The organism is Variovorax paradoxus B4, assembly GCF_000463015.1.
In the GTDB taxonomy this organism is placed as follows: domain Bacteria; phylum Pseudomonadota; class Gammaproteobacteria; order Burkholderiales; family Burkholderiaceae_C; genus Variovorax; species Variovorax paradoxus_E.
Window position 1 is genome coordinate 1,011,131 of the sequence record NC_022234.1, and the last position, 16,452, is coordinate 1,027,582.

General features: G+C 66.6%; 17 protein-coding genes. 8 read left to right on the forward strand and 9 right to left on the reverse strand.

The window, feature by feature from the left end; translation table 11 throughout:
• Positions 1 to 91: 91 nt before the first annotated feature.
• The 3 genes from VAPA_RS31820 to VAPA_RS31830 all read left to right on the forward strand — a co-directional run bounded on the left by VAPA_RS31820 (position 92) and on the right by VAPA_RS31830 (position 2,976).
• Positions 92 to 874 carry an IclR family transcriptional regulator gene (locus VAPA_RS31820; protein WP_021004364.1) on the forward strand — a complete coding sequence of 261 codons (783 nt, stop codon included), beginning with the start codon at positions 92 to 94 and terminating at the stop codon, positions 872 to 874.
• Entirely contained in the window at positions 871 to 1,650 is a 780-nt protein-coding gene (locus tag VAPA_RS31825) for an IclR family transcriptional regulator (protein WP_021004365.1), read from the forward strand. The genes VAPA_RS31820 and VAPA_RS31825 overlap by 4 nt, the downstream gene beginning before the upstream one ends.
• A 75-nt stretch (positions 1,651 to 1,725) precedes the next feature.
• The gene (locus VAPA_RS31830; protein WP_021004366.1) at positions 1,726 to 2,976 is read left to right on the forward strand and encodes a CaiB/BaiF CoA transferase family protein; all 1,251 of its coding nucleotides are present in this window, start codon (positions 1,726 to 1,728) and stop codon (positions 2,974 to 2,976) included.
• A 35-nt stretch (positions 2,977 to 3,011) separates the two neighbouring features.
• Here VAPA_RS31830 and VAPA_RS31835 read toward each other — a convergent pair whose 3' ends face one another.
• The 3 genes from VAPA_RS31835 to VAPA_RS31845 form a co-directional block, all read right to left on the reverse strand.
• A complete protein-coding gene (locus VAPA_RS31835; RefSeq protein WP_021004367.1) occupies positions 3,012 to 4,184 on the reverse strand; it encodes a serine hydrolase domain-containing protein in 1,173 nt (390 codons plus the stop codon).
• Between the two features lie 302 nt (positions 4,185 to 4,486).
• Entirely contained in the window at positions 4,487 to 5,356 is an 870-nt protein-coding gene (locus VAPA_RS31840) for an NmrA/HSCARG family protein (RefSeq protein WP_021004368.1), read from the reverse strand.
• Between the two features lie 40 nt (positions 5,357 to 5,396).
• Entirely contained in the window at positions 5,397 to 6,335 is a 939-nt protein-coding gene (locus VAPA_RS31845; RefSeq protein WP_021004369.1) for an NADP-dependent oxidoreductase, read from the reverse strand.
• Positions 6,336 to 6,452: 117 nt separating this feature from the next.
• Between VAPA_RS31845 and VAPA_RS31850 the strand changes: the two genes are divergently transcribed.
• Positions 6,453 to 7,334: a LysR family transcriptional regulator gene (locus VAPA_RS31850; protein WP_021004370.1), complete on the forward strand. Its 882-nt coding sequence runs from the start codon at positions 6,453 to 6,455 to the stop codon at positions 7,332 to 7,334.
• On the opposite strand, the gene VAPA_RS31855 is transcribed toward VAPA_RS31850, so the two are convergent.
• The 4 genes from VAPA_RS31855 to VAPA_RS31870 all read right to left on the reverse strand — a co-directional run bounded on the left by VAPA_RS31855 (position 7,331) and on the right by VAPA_RS31870 (position 11,685).
• Complete coding sequence (locus tag VAPA_RS31855; RefSeq protein ID WP_021004371.1) at positions 7,331 to 8,656, reverse strand: NAD(P)/FAD-dependent oxidoreductase; 1,326 nt, start codon at positions 8,654 to 8,656, stop codon at positions 7,331 to 7,333. The two genes, VAPA_RS31850 and VAPA_RS31855, sit on opposite strands and share 4 nt — an antisense overlap.
• A gap of 20 nt (positions 8,657 to 8,676) precedes the next feature.
• Positions 8,677 to 9,396 carry a cupin domain-containing protein gene (locus tag VAPA_RS31860; protein ID WP_021004372.1) on the reverse strand — a complete coding sequence of 240 codons (720 nt, stop codon included), beginning with the start codon at positions 9,394 to 9,396 and terminating at the stop codon, positions 8,677 to 8,679.
• Positions 9,397 to 9,440: 44 nt separating this feature from the next.
• On the reverse strand, positions 9,441 to 10,922 hold the full coding sequence (locus VAPA_RS31865) for an aldehyde dehydrogenase family protein (RefSeq protein WP_021004373.1): 1,482 nt from the start codon (positions 10,920 to 10,922) through the stop codon (positions 9,441 to 9,443).
• A gap of 136 nt (positions 10,923 to 11,058) precedes the next feature.
• Positions 11,059 to 11,685 (reverse strand): TetR/AcrR family transcriptional regulator, encoded by a 627-nt coding sequence (locus VAPA_RS31870; RefSeq protein WP_021004374.1) that lies wholly within the window; start codon positions 11,683 to 11,685, stop codon positions 11,059 to 11,061.
• Between the two features lie 86 nt (positions 11,686 to 11,771).
• Here VAPA_RS31870 and VAPA_RS31875 point away from each other — a divergent pair, with 86 nt between their 5' ends.
• Entirely contained in the window at positions 11,772 to 12,317 is a 546-nt protein-coding gene (locus tag VAPA_RS31875) for a DinB family protein (protein ID WP_021004375.1), read from the forward strand.
• 13 nt (positions 12,318 to 12,330) lie between these two features.
• Here the strand turns inward: VAPA_RS31875 and VAPA_RS31880 are convergent, their stop codons facing one another.
• On the reverse strand, positions 12,331 to 13,257 hold the full coding sequence (locus VAPA_RS31880; RefSeq protein ID WP_021004376.1) for a LysR family transcriptional regulator: 927 nt from the start codon (positions 13,255 to 13,257) through the stop codon (positions 12,331 to 12,333).
• Positions 13,258 to 13,376: 119 nt separating this feature from the next.
• On the opposite strand from VAPA_RS31880, the gene VAPA_RS31885 reads away from it, so the two are divergent.
• Positions 13,377 to 14,324, forward strand: coding sequence for an alpha/beta fold hydrolase (locus VAPA_RS31885; RefSeq protein WP_021004377.1), 948 nt, complete (start codon positions 13,377 to 13,379; stop codon positions 14,322 to 14,324).
• A gap of 51 nt (positions 14,325 to 14,375) precedes the next feature.
• Positions 14,376 to 15,167, forward strand: a complete 792-nt coding sequence (locus VAPA_RS31890) for an SDR family NAD(P)-dependent oxidoreductase (protein ID WP_021004378.1) — start codon at positions 14,376 to 14,378, stop codon at positions 15,165 to 15,167.
• Positions 15,168 to 15,184: 17 nt separating this feature from the next.
• Here VAPA_RS31890 and VAPA_RS31895 read toward each other — a convergent pair whose 3' ends face one another.
• Positions 15,185 to 15,787, reverse strand: coding sequence for a hypothetical protein (locus VAPA_RS31895; protein WP_230559063.1), 603 nt, complete (start codon positions 15,785 to 15,787; stop codon positions 15,185 to 15,187).
• Between the two features lie 59 nt (positions 15,788 to 15,846).
• On the opposite strand from VAPA_RS31895, the gene VAPA_RS31900 reads away from it, so the two are divergent.
• Entirely contained in the window at positions 15,847 to 16,434 is a 588-nt protein-coding gene (locus VAPA_RS31900) for a TetR/AcrR family transcriptional regulator (RefSeq protein ID WP_021004380.1), read from the forward strand.
• Positions 16,435 to 16,452: the final 18 nt, after the last annotated feature.

Sequence of the window (16,452 nt, forward strand, 5' to 3'; positions counted from 1 at the left end):
AAACGATGTTTCTCTATCTTGAATGCCGTCGCTCGCCAGCGCGCCTTGCCGGACGTAGCATTCATCGCGCCCCACGAGCCACGAGCCCCACATGCCTGCCGCACGCCACCCCGACCCCGACTTCGCGACCACGCTGCAGCACGGCCTGCAGGTGCTGCACTGCTTCACCGTCGGCGAACCCGCCCTCGGCAACAAGGAGCTGTCGGAACGCACCGGGCTGTCGAAGGCGACGATCTCGCGGCTGACCTACACGCTGGCGGCCCGCGGCCTGGTGGTCTTCGATGCGCACCTCCGGCGCTATCGCCTGGGCTCCACGGCGCTCACGATCGGCTACCCGCTGATGGCAAGCCTGCGCATCCGGCAGGTCGCACGGGCCCGCATGAAGCAGCTGGCCGACGAAGTGGGTGGCTCGGTGTCGCTGGGCATGCGCGATCGCACGCGAATGGTCTACGTCGAAACCTGCCGCGGGCACGACCTCAGTGCATGGCGGCCCGACATCGGGGCCGCCGTGCCGATGCTGCCCACGGCCATGGGGCGCAGTTGGCTCGCGCAGGCGCCACACCAATTGCGCGACGCCGTGCTGGCGCAGATCGAAGCGTCGGAGCCCGGCCAGGTGCGGCACCACGAAGCCGACCTCGCCCGGGCGCAAGCCGATCTGAAGCGCAGGGGCTTCTGTGTGTCGCGCGGCGCATGGCGCAGCGACGTGCAGGCGGTCGGCGTGCCGATCCGCATTCCCCAGGACGGCGAGACCCTGGTCCTCAATTGCGGCGTGCTCACGTCGCGGCTCGGCCCGCGCCAGCTCGAGCAAGGCGTGGGCCCGAGTCTCGTTGCGCTCGCGCGCAGCGTGGAAGACGACCTGGATGCCGCGCAATGAACGACACCGACAACAAGGACCGCCAGTTCGCCACCACGCTCGCGAGCGGCATCGACCTGCTGCTGTGCTTTCATCCCGGCGAGTCGAGCCTGGCGAACAAGGACTTCGCGCAGCGCACGGGCCTCTCGAAACCCACGGTCGCGCGCCTGACGCACACGCTGGCGCTGCTCGGCTACCTGCGGCGCGACCCGGCCACGGCCAGCTACAGGCTGGGGGCGGCCGTGCTCGGGCTGAGCCATCCGCTGCTGGCCAGCATGCGCATCCGCCCCATTGCGCGGCCGATGATGGAAACGCTGGCGCGCGAAATCGAAGGCGCCGTCTCGCTCGGCCTGCGCCACCGCATCCACATGGTGTACGTGGAGACCGCGCGCAGCAGCGAAGACTTCGTCCTGACACCCGACATCGGCGCGCCGCTTCCCATGCTGGCCACCGCCATCGGACGCGCCTGGCTGGCGCGCGCTGCGCCGGAAGACCGCCTGTCGGTGCTGAACCAGATCCGCGTCGCCGCGCCGGCCGAGTTCGAACGCCACGCCGCAGCAGCGGAGCTGGCGCGGGAAGAACTGGCGCGCGACGGCTTCTGCAGTGCCCGCGCCGACTGGCAGCCGAACCGGCATGGCTTTGCCGTGCCGCTGCACGGCCTGGTGGATGGGATGCAGTTCGTGCTGAACTGCGCCGTGGCAACGAAGCGCGGCAGCTTTGCGCAGATGCGCCGGGACGTCGCGCCGCGGCTGCTCACGCTGGCGCACAGCATCGAGTTCTCGCTGGGCCTGCGATAGCGCGCGCCAGAGCCTGCGTTCAGGATATCGAAACATGGGTTGCGGCAAATGGAGCGCGCAAACAGACTCCGATGCATGCAATCCGACGCCCCACGCACCGATGCCATAGAGGCAACACCACCGCCTGCAGCACAACAAGGACCGCTGGCCGGCATCCGGATCCTGGACATGGCCACCGTGATCGCGGCGCCGTTCTCGGCGTCGCTGTGTGCCGACATGGGGGCCGAGGTCGTCAAGCTGGAGCTGCCGGAAGGCAACGACCCGCTGCGTTCGCTGGCGCCCACCACGCCGGACCATGCGCTGTTCTGGAAGGTCTCGAACCGCGGCAAGAAAGGCGTGTCGCTCGATGTGCGCAAGCCGGAAGGCCGTGCGCTGTTCCTCAGGCTGATCGCGTCGTACGACGTTCTGGTCGAGAACTTCCGCACCGGCACGCTCGACAAGTGGGGACTGGATGCGCCCACGCTGTGGTCGGTCAATCCGAAGCTGATCATCCTGCGCGTCACCGGCTTCGGCCAGACCGGCCCCTATGCGCAGCGCCCGGGCTTCGCGCGCATCTTCGAGGCGATGAGCGGCTTCGCCCACCTGACCGGCGAAAGCGGCCGCAGTCCGCAGCACATGAACTACCCGCTCGGCGACGTCATCGCGGGCCTGTTCGGCGCCTTTTCCATCTCCACTGCGATCGCGGAACGCCACCGCCACCCGGACGCACCGGGCCGGGAGATCGATCTCTCGGCGACCGAGGCCATGTTCCGGTTGCTGGAGGCCCTGCCGGTCGAGCACGAGATGCTCGGGCAGGCCCGCAGCCGCTCCGGCAGCCGGGCCACCTACACGGCCCCTTCCAACATGTACCGCACCGCCGACGGCCACTGGGTCACGATCGTGGGATCGTCCGAGGCCATCTTCAAGCGCATCTGCCAGGCCATGGGCCAGCCGGCGCTGGCGCACGATCCGCGCTTTGTCACCACGCCGGACCGGGTTCGGAACATCGACGAGATCGATGCGATCGTCGCGGGCTGGTGCGAGTGCCAGACGCTCGCGCAACTGTCCGAAGCCCTGACCCGCGGCGGCGTTCCCCATAGCAAGGTCTATGCGGTGGACGACGTGATGGCCGATCCGCACTTCATTGCGCGCGAAGCCATCATCCGCTTGCCCGACCCGGACCTCGGGTCGCTGCCCGCCCCTGCGATCGTGCCGCGCTTCTCGGGCTTCAGGCCCGCGGCGCCGCGCACCGGGCCGGCGGCCGGCGAACACAACGCGGAGGTCTACGGCGCCCTGGGCCTTGGCAGCGAAGCGCTGGACAGGCTGCAGCGCGACGGCGTGATCTGAGCGAGCGCTGCGGCTGGCCTGAACATTCGCACCGCCTACTTGAGCGCCGCCACCACGGCATCAAAGAACGGCACCACTGGCAAGCTGCCGTTTCCCGCCGGGTCGGTCTGCGCGCCCCAGACGACGATGACCACCTTTTCCTTGCGGTTGATGTAGATCTGCTGGCCCATGATGCCGTTCGCGTAGAAAGCGCCGTCGGCGGCCGACGGGCCACTCGACGGTATCCACCACAGGTAGCCGTAGTTGATCGAGTTGCCACCGGTCAGCACCTTGGGCGTGCCCGCTTCCGTGACCCATCCGACCGGCACCACCTGCTGGCCGGCAGCCACACCATCGTTCATCACGAACAGGCCGAAGCGTCCGTAGTCACGCAAGGTGGCGCTGATGCCGCTGCCGCCGATCTCCACGCCGTTGGGCGAGTCGAGCCACCAGTTGGCCTGCGCCTCCATCCCGGCCTTCGACCATATCTTCTCGGAAAGATACTGCGCCAGGGGTTTCTTGACGGCGTTGTAGACGATCTCGCCGGCCACTTGTGTTTCACCAGTGCTGTAGTTGTAAACGGAGCCCGGTGCCGCCGCGCGCGGCAGCCTGCTCATGAGATCCATGGCCGAACCCGGCTTCTGGCTGATCTGCGCCTCGAGCAACTGGCGGCGGTCGGAGTTCGGGTTGGTGTAGGTCTCGTTCCACTGCGCGCCCGAAGCCATCATCATCACATTGCGGACCGTCGCACCATCGTAGGCGCTGCCCGCCAGCCGTGGCACGTACTTGGTGACCTGGTCATCGATGCTGGCAATGTAGCCGTCCTTCACGGCCGCCCCGATCAGCGTCGAGGTGACCGACTTGGCCACCGACATCGACATCCAGCGCGTGCGCTGCGTGTTGCCGTACTGATAGGTCTCATTGGCGATTTTGCCGTCCTTCAGGATGAGCAGACCGGCAACACGATTCACCGACATGAAGTTGGCGAGACTGTAGGTCGCAGCACTCACCGTGAAGCTCACCTGCGTGAGCCGCGTGGCCGCAGCGGGCAACGCATGCGGCGTGCCGCCGGGCTCGACAGTGCGCGTGGGAAACAAGCGGTCGATGTTGCGGTAGGTGTTGACCGCCAGTTCAGGGGAAAGTGCGCCGTCGTAGATCTGGCGCACCGTGCCGATGGGCTCCAACGCATGCGGGTAGCCGTCGGCGTTGCCGTTGTCCGGAGTGGTCACGCCGCCATTTGCAGGTGGAATGCCGACGATCGGAAGAACAGCGCCGCCATTCCCACCACCGCCACCACCACCGCAAGCGACAACAAGCATCGCCGCTGCAATCAAGAGAACCGAAGGAGCCGCGCGCAACCCGTGCAATAGTACGAATGCCTTCTTTTGAACACCTTGATCCACGCGGCCCCCTTGTTGGTATGACGCCCGACGAGTGATGGCGATGCGCTTTCTCGCCTCGCCGCACGGCGGAGCGATGGTTGCATATGCCTGGCTCTGCCACAAGCGCAACCTGTCGCGAAGCGCGCTGCCTACGACGCGGCGACGGCCTCCTTGACGAAGTCCGCATACCTGCGCAGAGGACGGCCGAGCATGGCCTGCAGGCGATCCGCTGCACCGTGCGCACCGTGCATGCCGAACTTCTGGATCCCGGCCATCATCAGGCGCATGTCGTAGGCCAGCCAGGACGGGCCCAGCGCGGCCATCTGGCCTTCGAAGGCCGCCACGTCATCCCCGCCGTAAGCCACTTCGCGACCGAGCGCGGCACTCCAGGCCTTGGCCACCGACGCTCCGGTCAACAGCTCGGGCCCGACCAGCTCCAGCGTCACGCGCGGTGACGGCGCAGGCGCGCGGTCGCGGCGCAGCAGTTCGGCGACGGCCGCGTCCGCGATGTCCCGCGCATCGATCATCGCGACGCCCGTGGAGCCGATCGGCATCGGGTAGACGCCGTAGCCCTGGATCACCTGCTGCACCATGCGCTCGTTCTGCATGAAGTAGGCCGGCCGAAGGATGGTCGCCGGAATGTCGAGGCTCTCGATCATCCGCTCGACCGTGTGCTTGCCGGTGAAGTGCGGTACGTTGGTGAACTTGTCCGCATGGATGACCGACAGGTAGACGATGCGCTCGATGCCCGCCTCGCGCGCCAGGTTCAGCGCGACGAGGGCCTGCGTCACTTCGTCGGGCGTGACGGCGTTCAGCAAAAACAGCGTGCGCACTGAGGACAGGGCCGCGCGCAGCGAGGGCACGTCGGTCAAATCGCCGACAACCTCCTTGACGCCCGCCGGGAAGCGCTGCTTTCCCGGCGTGCGAACGAAGGCGCTGACGTCGGCGCCGGCAGCGGCCAGGCCTTGGACGACGAGGGAACCGATGGTGCCGGTGGCACCTGTGACGAGAATGCTCATGGAAATCTCCTGGAAAGTTAGAGGGGGATGAAAAGATCGATCAGCGCGAGAAGTCCGCGACCACCTTGCCGATGCGAGGGTCGGTGCGATTGCGTTCGATGGCCGCGGGGATGTCGCCAAAGCCCACGACCTCGCCGAGCTTCGAGATCAGCGTGCCTTCGGCGATCTCCGCGGCCAGCCGTTCCAGCAGGGCGGCGTCCGGCCTGGTCATGAACCACAGCCCGCGGCGGCCGGGCGGCGTGCGTGCCAGGATGTCGGGCGAAGACGTGGCGACGATCGCACCGTCCTTCGACAGCACCTGCCACGAGCGATCGAGCCCTTCGCCGCCGACGTAGTCGAGCACCAGGTCGATGTCCTGCGCGACCGATTCGAAGTGTTGGGTCCGGTAGTCGATGACGTGAGCCGCGCCCAGGCTGCGCACGTATTCGAGGTGCGCGGTCGACGCCGTCGCGAAGACTTCGGCGCCTGCCCGCTTGGCGTACTGCACGGCATAGCCGCCCAGCCCTCCCGCTGCGCCGTGGACCAGGATCCGCTGGCCTGCGGCGATCGGGCCCGCGTGGTGCAGGCTCTGCCAGGCGGCCACGGCTGCCACCGGGACGCCGGCTGCATGAACGTCGTCCAGGCCCTGCGGCGTGCGCACCAGGTTCGCTTCGTCGACGGCCACGACATCGGCATAGGCGCCGAGGCCACCGAGCGGCCCCATGACCCGATCGCCCACGCGAAAGCGCGAGGCGCCGGGGCCGAGCGCCTCGACGGCGCCCGCGAGTTCGATGCCCAGCACGGCGGGCAGTTGAAGCGGGAAAGCCTCCCGGACGAAGCCTTCACGAACTTTCCAGTCGATGCCGTTCACACCGGCGGCCCGAACGCGGACCAGAACCTGGCCCGGCCCGGCTGCAGGCCTTGCGATCTCGGCGACCTCGGCGGCGGCCACACCGCCATAGGCCCGGATCAGCACAGCGCGTTGCGTGGTGGTGGTCATTTCAATTTCCTCATCTCGAAGTTGCGATGGGGAGAAGATAGTCCGTTGCATTCGTAAAACGAAGACGTGAAAATGAAGACACCTCGTCTCAAATCCGGAACACATGGACCTGAACACATGGACCTGAACGCATTGACCGACTTCGCACTCGTCGCAGCGAATGGAGGCCTCGGAAAGGCAAGCCGTGCAAGCGGGCGATCGAAGGCCACCCTGTCCCGGCGCATCGCGGACCTGGAAGAGCAGCTCGGCGTGCGCCTCATCGAGCGCAGCGCCCGCGGGCTCAAGCTCACGGAAGCCGGCCAGATGCTGGTGGATCGCACCGAAGGGCCGATGCACGAGGTGGCTGACGCCATGACCTCCGCGCGCGAGGGCTTGTCGGTACCACGTGGGCGCTTGCGCATCGCCTCGCCGGTGCTGTTCTCCCAGCTGGCGATGGGCCGCATCAGCGCCGAGTTCTGCACGGCCAACCCCGAGGTCAACTGCGAGGTGGTGGCGGACGATCGCCTGGTCGACCTCGTCGAGGAGCAGTTCGACGCCGCGATCCGGATCAATCCAAGCCCCGACAGCAGCCTTGTGGGCCGGTGCTTCGCCAAGGACCGGCTGGTGGTCGTGGCCGCGCCCTCCGTGCCCATGCCGACACCAGGCAAGGGCAAGGTCAGCCCTGTTCCCGGCGTCGTTTCAACGAGCTTTCAAGGCGGGAATTGGACGCTCGACGACGGACGCCTTGTCGTGGAGCCGATCCCGAGGCTGAGACTTTCCTCGTTCCTGATGATTCGCGACGCTGCGGTCGCCGGCGCCGGCGCCGCGCTGATACCGCAGTCCATCGCATGGAACCAGCTGACGCGCGGAGAACTGGTTCAGTGGGGCATGGTTTCGGGCGTGGAGGTCGCGCTCTGGGTCCTGCATACCTCGAGGCGACTTCCTGCGCCGAAGGTCCGGGCGTTCGTCGAATTCATGTGCGAGCAATATCCGCAGGGGTCGCTCGTGCTGAACGGCTAGAAATCAGCGACCTTCCCCCATGCCGAGTTGCTGAAGCGCTCCGGCCGATACGGCACGGGGTCGACGATCGGTTCGGCGCCGCTGGCAAGGTCCGCGATCAGGTGGCCGGCGCCAGGGCCGATGCCAAAGCCGTGTCCGGAAAAGCCCGCAGCCAAAATGAACCCCGGCATGCCCGGCACCTCCCCGATGCCGGGAACACCGTCCGGCGTGCTGTCGATGTAGCCAGCCCAGGCGTGCGTGATCCTGGCGTCGCGAAGCTGGGGCAGCAGTTCGATGGCGCGGCGGTGGGTGTCCCTGATGCTCGCGGGATCGGGCCTCGGATCGAGGATGCGCACGCGTTCCATCGGCGTCGGCGCGTCGAGCCGCCAGCGCGCCAGCGTTTCATGGCCACCCCGAATGCCTTCCAGGCCGCCCGGGCGAAGGTTGCGCCAGCGCTTGGCGAACATGGGCACGAATTGCAATGCGAAGCGCAGGAACTGTCCTGTCGGATCCACGCGCGCACGGCCGCTGATGGCCAGCGCATAGCGTCCGTCGTTGCGGCGCGTGGCGGACACGCCCGCGCTCACCACGGCATCCGGCAGGCGCTGCTCCACGGCAGACACGCTCAGGATGGATTGGCGGATCGAGGCCTGCGGAAAGCGGATGCCCAGTTGCCGGCAGAACGAGGACGCCCAGGCGCCACCAGCCATCACGGCCGCTCGGGTCTTGATGACTCCGGCTTCCGTGATCACGCCGCTGACCCGTCCGCCTTCCATCTCGATGCCGCGGGCCGCGCAATTCTGGTGGACGCTGCCCCCGAGCTTGATGAGCGCAGCAGCCACGGCCGGAGCGGCCTTGCCAGGATCGGCGGTGCCATCGCTGGGCGAGAAGACGCCGCCTTTCCACGCGCGGCCGGTCGCATGGCCCCGCTCGGCGGCCTCGCGGCTGCTCAGCATGTGGGTCGTCACGCCTGCGGTTTTCGCAAAATCTCGCCAGCTGGCCCAGCGGGAAATTTCCGCCTCGTCATTGCTGAGATAGAGCAGCCCGCAGCGACGAAAGCCCGTGTCTTCGCCGCTCTCGGCGGCAAATTGTTCCCACAGGTCGAGGCTCTTGCTCGCCAACGGCAGCTCGCGGGCGTCGCGGTTCTGCTGCCGGCACCAGCCCCAGTTGCGGCTCGATTGCTCGGCGCCGATCCTGCCCTTTTCCACCAAGGCGACCGAAATGCCGCGCTTGGCCAGGTGGTAGGCGGTAAAGACGCCGATGATGCCGCCGCCGATCACGACGACGTCGGCCGAAGCCGGCAGCGTGGGCGAAGTCTGGATGTGGCGCAGCGGAGGGGACATGATGGATCTCGCTCGTGCGTTCAAGCCGCAACGCTTTGGCACACGTAGAACTTCGCCACGCGATCGCTGCTTTCCCACCCGATCGGTGCGCCCTGGGGCACGAACAGCGCGTCGCCGGTCGCCGTGGAAAGCACGCTGCCATCCGGCGATGCGAACCGCACGCTGCCGGCCAGCAGATGCATGAACTCGTTCATGCGATGCGGGCGAACGATCCGGTGGTAGGGCGTCGAGTCCCAGGTGCCCGCGAGGTACTGCGCGCCGTCGTCGGTGAAGGCGTTGTCGCTGCGGCACTCCGGCGAGGGGCCCAGCAGCACTTCCGCGGGCAGCGTCGCGGAGGGCTTGAAGTTGGCGTCGGCGTGCAGGGGGAAGACGCCGCGTTGGGTCGGTCTCTCGCAAGCGGCCGCGCAAAACACGAACCGCACGCGGGAGGCGGCCTGGATATGAAGCGAGGTGCCGCATCCGATGACGGCGCCCGCCTGGGGACCGACCACCAGCGGGGCCGCCCCGGCCGCCGTCAGGGTCAGTGCGCCCTCGACCACGACGATGGTTTCGATGTGGGGGTAGCTCGCGACGTCGAGCTCACCAATGAAGCCGGTGCGGCCCGCGCTCATCGCGCCAGGTCCTTCCCACGCGATCTCGCGATGCCGCGCAAAGGGGTCGTCCTTGCCGAACGGCGCCCTGCGGAAGGCGGTCGAAAGGGGTGCGCCGCCGGCGCGGTGCAGTACGAGGGCCACGGTCATGATTGCTCCTGCGCGATGCGCGATGTCTTCTTCCGAAAAACCTGTCAGCCGCTACGGGCTGCCGAGGCATCCTGGAAGCCGAGAATGGCCTTGGTTTCCAGGTACTCCTCGAGACCTTCGACGCCGTATTCGCGTCCGTTTCCCGAGCGCTTGTAGCCACCGAAGGGGGCCTGGGGGTTCCAGGCCGGATAGTTGATGTGGACCTGCCCGGACCGGATCCGCGCCGCGACGGCACGCGCCGCGACAAGGTCCTGCCCCTGCACGTGCGCGCCCAGGCCATAGACCGTGTCGTTGGCGATCTCCACGGCCTCGTCCACGTTGTCATAGGGAATGATCGCCAGGACGGGCCCGAAGATCTCTTCTTGCGCGATCTGCATTCGAGGATGCACCGCGGTGAAGATGGTGGGACGGCAATAGAAGCCGCGGCTCAGGCCCTCCGGCCGGCCGAGGCCGCCGCAGACGAGCTGCGCGCCTTCGGCAATGCCGATGCCGATCATTTCCTGCACGCGATGGAACTGCGCGCGGTTCGCCACCGGGCCGTGCGTGGTCTGCTGCGAACGCGGATCGCCCACGACGAAGCTGGATGCCGCGTCGCGCGCGATCCGTTCGACCTCCTGGAGGCGCGCGCGGGGCACGATCATGCGGGTCGGTGCGCTGCAGGACTGGCCGACATTGCGGAAGGCGGCCGCCACGCCTGCCGGTACGGCGCGCGCCAGGTCCGCGTCCGGCAGGATGACATTGGGAGACTTCCCACCGAGTTCCTGGGCCACGCGCTTCACCGTCGGCGCCGCCGCCTGGGCCACCAGGACGCCGGCCCGCGTCGAGCCGGTGATGGAGATCATGTCCACGTCCGGATGCGCCGACAGCGCGGCGCCCACCTCGGGCCCGTTGCCGCCCACCAGGTTGAACACACCGGGCGGCGTGCCTGCGTCCTGCATCAGATCCGCAAAGAGCAGCGCGCTCAGCGGCGACAGTTCGCTGGGCTTGAGCACCACCGTGCATCCCGCCGCCAAGGCGGGGCCGACCTTGGCGGTGATCTGGTAGAGCGGCCAGTTCCACGGCGTGATCAGGCCGCACACGCCGATGGCCTCGCGCATGATGGCCATGTCCCCGCGATGGGTGACGAACACATAACTGCGCGCATTGTCGCGGGCCACGCGAATGTGCTCTGCCGCCACCGGCACCTGCGTGCTGCGCGCGAAGCCGATGGCAGCGCCCATCTCCAGCGAGATCGCCTGCGCGAAAAGTTCTGCGCGCTCGAGGATGAGTGTGTGCACTCGGTCGAGAAGCACGGCCCTGCTTTCGGCGGAACTCACGGACCATGCAGTGAAGGCGCGGCGCGCGGCGGCCACGGCCGCATCCACGTCCTGCGTGTTGCCCAGCGCGATGTCCGCAATGGGTTCCTCGGTCGACGGGTCGATGACACTGGCGCGGGCCTGGCCCTGCGGCACCACCCATTCACCGTCGATGAACACGCGGTGCAGGCGACCGGCGCTCCGGAGAGGTTCGATGATGGAGGAGTTCACGGCGTCGGTCCTTTGGATGACCAAAAGTTTAGGCTGCGTGCCCCCCGTGCCGGTGCTGCAATGAGGGCTTTGCACAAAGCAGGCTGCGGTTGTGCGAGCCGCTGGCAGCAGATCCTGCCGTGGCCTCGGTTCCGCGCTAGCCTTTGAGATAGCCGGTGACCAGGCGCGCGCCCTCGTCGATGAGTGCGTCCATTCGATCGCCGGTCAGCGCTTTGGCATGGTGCAGCACCGCGTTGTGCGTCAATGCCTCGATCGTGGTGACGCACACGAATGATGCGAGCTCCAGGTCGTCGACGCCCAGTTCGTCGCGCGCGGCCTCGAGGTAGGCCCTGAACAGACTGAAGTTTTCACGGCTGAAAGTTTCCAGCTTCTCGAGCTTTCCCACGCGCGGGATCTGCTCGGCAAGCACGCGATGCAGCCGTGGATCGAGACGATGCGCTGCGACCGCGACCGCGACGAATCGGCGTATCGCCTGGTCCAGCGGCTGGGCCCTGACCTGTGCCAGTTCGCTGCGGACCATTTGCATGATCTGCTGCTGGTGGCGCTCGATCACGGCGGCGACGAGCGCCTCCTTGGAGGGGAAGTATTGATAGAGCGAGCCGATGCTCACCCCCGCAACTTCCGCGATGCGGTTGGTGCTCGCCCTGTCGAAGCCTTCCTTGACCAGAATGCGAGCAGTTGCCTCGATCAGGTTGTCGACCGTCGCGCGCGATCGCTCCTGAACCGCGATTTTCCTGGGCCTGGTGACCGGTTTTTGCGCCATGTTCTGCAGCCGTCAATGCGAGTAGCAAAAGCGAATGATCGCTCATATTCTAGGCAGACACGCAAACACCCCAGGAGAACCATGACATGCACGACACATTGCACCGCCTCTTCGGATTCAAGGCTTGGGCCGACGACCAGCTGTTGACAACGCTTGCCGGGCTCGGCGACAACTCCCCGGTCACTGCCTTGGCCATCAAGGCTTTGAGCCACACGTATGTGGTGGACCGCATATTCGCCGCGCACCTCCGGCGGGAAGCCCACGCGTACCCATCGGCCAACCTGAGCGAGATGCCAGCGCTCGCAGCCCTGGCCGCCGATCTCAGAAGAAGCGACCGGGAATACATCGACTACGTCTCGACGCTCGATCCTGCCCAGCTGGCCGAACGGATCGATTTCGCGTTCACCGACGGCGCACCGGGGCGCATGTCCCGCGAGGAGATGCTCATGCATGTCGTCACGCACGCAGCGGGCCATCGCGGACAGGTCAGCGCCGTGATGCTGCTCCATTCGGCGCCGCCGGCCAAGGATGGCTTCACGGCGTACCTGCACGAGGCCGAAGCGCCGGCGAGAAGGCGGGTTTGCATGCTGTCACCGGCAGAGCGAACGCAACTGCGCCAACTCCAGGCCTGAATTCAGCAGACGGTCACTTGCCAACCACCGTCAATTTACCTTGCTCCGGCCCCGACCCTTGAAAAGCGTCGACCAGAAAGTCGACCATCACCCGCACCTTGGCGCTGAGATGGCGGCGGCTTGCGTAGATCGCCAGGATGTCGATGGGAGGCATGCGATAGCCGGGCATGACCTCGACCAATCGACCGGCCTGCACATCCTCGCCAATCACGAAGCTCGGCTGCCAGATGACGCCGACGCCAGCGAGCGCCGCGGCGCGGGCGGTGTCGCCATTGTTGGCGCGCAAGGCCCAGCGCACGCGCACGGATTCCAGTGTCCCGCCGGGGCCGGCAAACTGCCACTCGTCGGAGGTCGCACCGTACGTGTAGCCCAGGCACGGATGCCGCGAAAGGTCCGCCGGGACCTCGGGCATGCCATGGGCCGCAAGGTATTCGGGCGAGGCACAGACCAGGTTCTGCGAGCAACCCAGGCGGCGCGCGATGTGGTTTCCCGACGTGGTCCGCGAGATGCGGATGGCCAGGTCGTAGCCCTCTTCGACGATGTCGACCAGGCGGTCGATGAGCGCGATGTCGAGCTCGACATCGGGATACTTCGCCATGAACCGTGGCCACAGGGGCGCCAGCACGAGGCTGCCGAAACTCAGCGGCGCGTTGATGCGCAGGCGCCCACGCGGCTGGAGTGACGCGCTGGTCGCCAGCGCCTCGGTCTCCGCCACTTCTTCAAGAATCGACTTCGCCCGGTCGAACAGTGCTTCGCCGCCTTCGGTGAGCGACAAGCGGCGCGATGTGCGGTTGATCAGCCGCGTGCGCAAGTGGGCTTCCAGCTCGTTGACGTAGCGCGTCACATTGGCCGCAGAGGTGTCCAGCGCGTCGGCCGCCTTGATGAAGCTGCCCCGCGCGACCACGGTGACGAACACCTCGTAAGCACGCAATCGGTCCATGGGCCTCGGCTCCAGTCATTCAGCAAAGCTGAACGAGTAAACCACTTTTGGGCCCTTTCTGGAAGTGAAGCTGAATCATAAATTCACGTCACCCACAAACCGACAGAAAGGCCCCCAGCATGACCGACACCCATCCCGCCCCGACCCGCCGCGCGCTGATCGCCGGCGCAGCCGCGGTTGGCGCCGCACTGACCATGGGCGCCACGGCGCACGCCGCACCCGCGGTCGACGCGGTGCGGGGCTTCCGCGCAGGCACCGCCGAGGTGAACGGCACCCGCATCAGCTATCGCATTGGCGGCACCGGGCCGACCGTCGTGCTGCTGCACGGCTACGCCGAGACCGGGCACATGTGGAACCCGCTGATGCCGCTGCTGGCGAAAACGCACACCGTGGTCGTGCCCGATCTTCGGGGCGCCGGCAATTCGTCGAAGCCCGAGACGGGCTACGGAAAGAAGAACATGGCCGTCGACATCCACGAACTTGTCCGGTCGCTCGGCATCCGCAGCGCGAGCATCGTCGGCCACGACATCGGCTTGATGGTGGCCTACGCGTACGCCGCCCAGTTTCCTTCGGAGACTGACAAGGTGGTGCTCATGGACGCCTTCCTGCCCGGCATCGGCGAATGGCAAAACGTCTGGCTGCTGCGCGACCTTTGGCATTTCCATTTCCACGGTGCGACGCCGCTGGCGCTCGTGAACGGGCGCGAGCGGATCTATTTCGAGCATTTCTGGAATGACTTTGCGGCCGACCCCAAGCACTCGGTGCCCGAAGCCGATCGCCAGTTCTACGCCAAGGCCTACGCACAACCCGGCGGCATGCGTGCCGGATTCGAATACTTCAAGGCCTTCGAGCAGGATGCGGCCGAGTTCGCCGAACTGGGTAAGACGCCGCTGCCCATGCCGATGCTGATCCTCTCCGGAGAAAAGGCCGGCGGAACCTTCCTGATCGAGCAGGGCAAGATGGTTGCGACCAATGTGCAGGGCGTGATCGTCAAGGGGTCCGGGCACTGGCTGATGGAAGAGGCGCCAGATCAGGTCCTCCCGGCGTTGGTCAACTTCCTGGGGTAGCGGGAGGGGGCCTCGCCTTCGAACGCATCAAAGTCACCAAGGAGCATCGACATGGACCTTCAACTCAATGGCAAGCTGGCCCTGGTGAGTGGCAGCTCAGCCGGAATTGGCTATGCCATCGCGCGCACGCTGGCCCAGGAGGGCGCAAGCGTCATTGTCAACGGCAGGTCGCAGACGGCAGTCGACGAGGCAGTGGATCGCATCCGCTCGGAGACGCATGGCGCGGTTTTCGGCCATGCCGCAGACCTCAGCCGGGCCGACGCTGCCGAGGAAGCCGTGCGTCGCCACCCCGGCATCGGCATCCTCGTCAACAACCTGGGCATCTTCGAGGCCAAGGCTTTCGACGAAATTCCCGATGAAGATTGGCGGCGCTTCTTCGACGTCAATGTCCTGAGCGGCGTCCGCCTCGCACGCTTGGTGCTGCCGGAAATGAGGCGCGCGAATTGGGGAAGGATCATCTTCATCTCGAGTGAGAGCGCGGTGCAGATACCGACCGAGATGATCCACTACGGTGTGACGAAGACCGCGCAGCTCGCGGTTTCGCGCGGGCTGGCGGAATCGGTCGCCGGCACGAACATCACGGTGAACAGCGTACTCCCAGGCCCGACGACATCGCGCGGCGTCGGCGACTTCGTGGAAGGCATGGCGCGATCGAGCGGCAAGAGCTTCGAGCAGGTCGAGGCGGAGTTCTTCGACCACGTACGCCCGACCTCGCTGATCAAGCGCTTCGCTTCGCCGCAGGAAGTGGCCTCGCTCGTGGCCTACGTCGCAAGCCCGCTCGCGTCGGCGACCACGGGCGCAGCCCTTCGCGTTGACGGCGGGGTCGTCAAGAGTGCCTTCTGACGAAGGCACGATGACATTCAATCCGCAGCGAGGCGCTTGAACACCGCCTGAAGCAAGCCGAGATTCGACGCATCCGCGGCCACGGCATCTCGGCGGAACGAACTGCTGTCGTAGGGCGAATAGCTGTTGATGGGGTTGTCGATGGCCGGACGCACCGGCACGACATAGGTGCGAAGCTTCCCATCGAAGCTGTACCGCTCGTTGTTGCGCGGTAGAGGCGTCAGCGCCGAATCCGCTGCCAAGGTGTTGGCAAGATGGCGCCTGACGCTTTCCGTGTCGACGCCGTAGGGCCCTGCGCTCTCCACGACAACGCGCTCCGGTCCGGTGCGAGCAGCCAATTTTTCGGCGGCAAGACTCCCACTTGTCGCCTGGCTGGCGACCTCCCCGGCGATCACGGACGTCACGGCGAAGAGCGAACCCGCGCAGAGGGCAAGTGCCATGCGGCCGAAAGGGAAATCCAAACTCATCAAGAACTCCTTCGCCTGGGCGGCACTGCGGAAATCGAGGTTATAGCCGAACGGGTCGACCTGCCCGGTGAGCGCGTCGCTCGGCTGGTATCGCTTTGGCCGCTCCTGCACGGAACCCCGAAATCGGCCCGCCTGTTCCGGGCGGATTGACAATCTAGGACACACGTCCTACAGTTGCACGCATTCTTTAGGTCAACCGTCCTACTCAAGCCTTGCCTACCCGCGACAGCATCGTTCAAGCCGCCGACGCCCTGTTCTACGAGCGCGGGTTCGAGCACACATCCTTCGCGGACATCGCGGATGCCGTGAAGATCTCGCGCGGCAATTTCTACTATCACTTCAAGACGAAGGACGAGATTCTGGCGGCGGTCGTGGCCGAGCGAATGGAGCGCACGCGAGCGATGTTGACGCAGTGGGAGACCGAGGGCGAGAGTCCTCAGGAGCGCATCCGCCTGTTCATCACCCTGCTGATCCGCAATCAAGCCAAGATCATGCGCCACGGCTGTCCGGTCGGCACCCTGTGCACGGAGCTGGCCAAGCTCGGGCACCCGGGGCAAGGCGAGGCCAACGCCATCCTGGATCTCTTTCGCGTATGGCTGCGAGGGCAGTTCCGCCAAATGGGCCGAGGCAAGGAAGCGGATGCGCTCGCCCTGCATCTCCTGGCGCGCAGCCAGGGAGCGGCGGTGCTCGCGCAGTCTCTGCGCGACAAGAAATTCGTGCAGCAGGAGGTGGCGCTCATGAGTGCCTGGGTCGAGTCCTGCGCGCCGGTGAAGACGACTGCCTCCCGGCGTTCGCGTTAGCCATCTTTTCAGGAAAGG

Coding starts and splice junctions, on each gene's coding strand:
- VAPA_RS31855 (WP_021004371.1), bottom strand. CDS start 8,656: ATGTCCCCTCCGCTGCGCCACATCCAGACTTCGCCCACGCTGCCGGCT.
- VAPA_RS31870 (WP_021004374.1), bottom strand. CDS start 11,685: ATGGCGCAAAAACCGGTCACCAGGCCCAGGAAAATCGCGGTTCAGGAG.
- VAPA_RS31820 (WP_021004364.1), top strand. CDS start 92: ATGCCTGCCGCACGCCACCCCGACCCCGACTTCGCGACCACGCTGCAG.
- VAPA_RS31860 (WP_021004372.1), bottom strand. CDS start 9,396: ATGACCGTGGCCCTCGTACTGCACCGCGCCGGCGGCGCACCCCTTTCG.
- VAPA_RS31850 (WP_021004370.1), top strand. CDS start 6,453: ATGGACCTGAACGCATTGACCGACTTCGCACTCGTCGCAGCGAATGGA.
- VAPA_RS31830 (WP_021004366.1), top strand. CDS start 1,726: ATGCAATCCGACGCCCCACGCACCGATGCCATAGAGGCAACACCACCG.
- VAPA_RS31880 (WP_021004376.1), bottom strand. CDS start 13,257: ATGGACCGATTGCGTGCTTACGAGGTGTTCGTCACCGTGGTCGCGCGG.
- VAPA_RS31890 (WP_021004378.1), top strand. CDS start 14,376: ATGGACCTTCAACTCAATGGCAAGCTGGCCCTGGTGAGTGGCAGCTCA.
- VAPA_RS31845 (WP_021004369.1), bottom strand. CDS start 6,335: ATGACCACCACCACGCAACGCGCTGTGCTGATCCGGGCCTATGGCGGT.
- VAPA_RS31885 (WP_021004377.1), top strand. CDS start 13,377: ATGACCGACACCCATCCCGCCCCGACCCGCCGCGCGCTGATCGCCGGC.
- VAPA_RS31840 (WP_021004368.1), bottom strand. CDS start 5,356: ATGAGCATTCTCGTCACAGGTGCCACCGGCACCATCGGTTCCCTCGTC.
- VAPA_RS31825 (WP_021004365.1), top strand. CDS start 871: ATGAACGACACCGACAACAAGGACCGCCAGTTCGCCACCACGCTCGCG.
- VAPA_RS31875 (WP_021004375.1), top strand. CDS start 11,772: ATGCACGACACATTGCACCGCCTCTTCGGATTCAAGGCTTGGGCCGAC.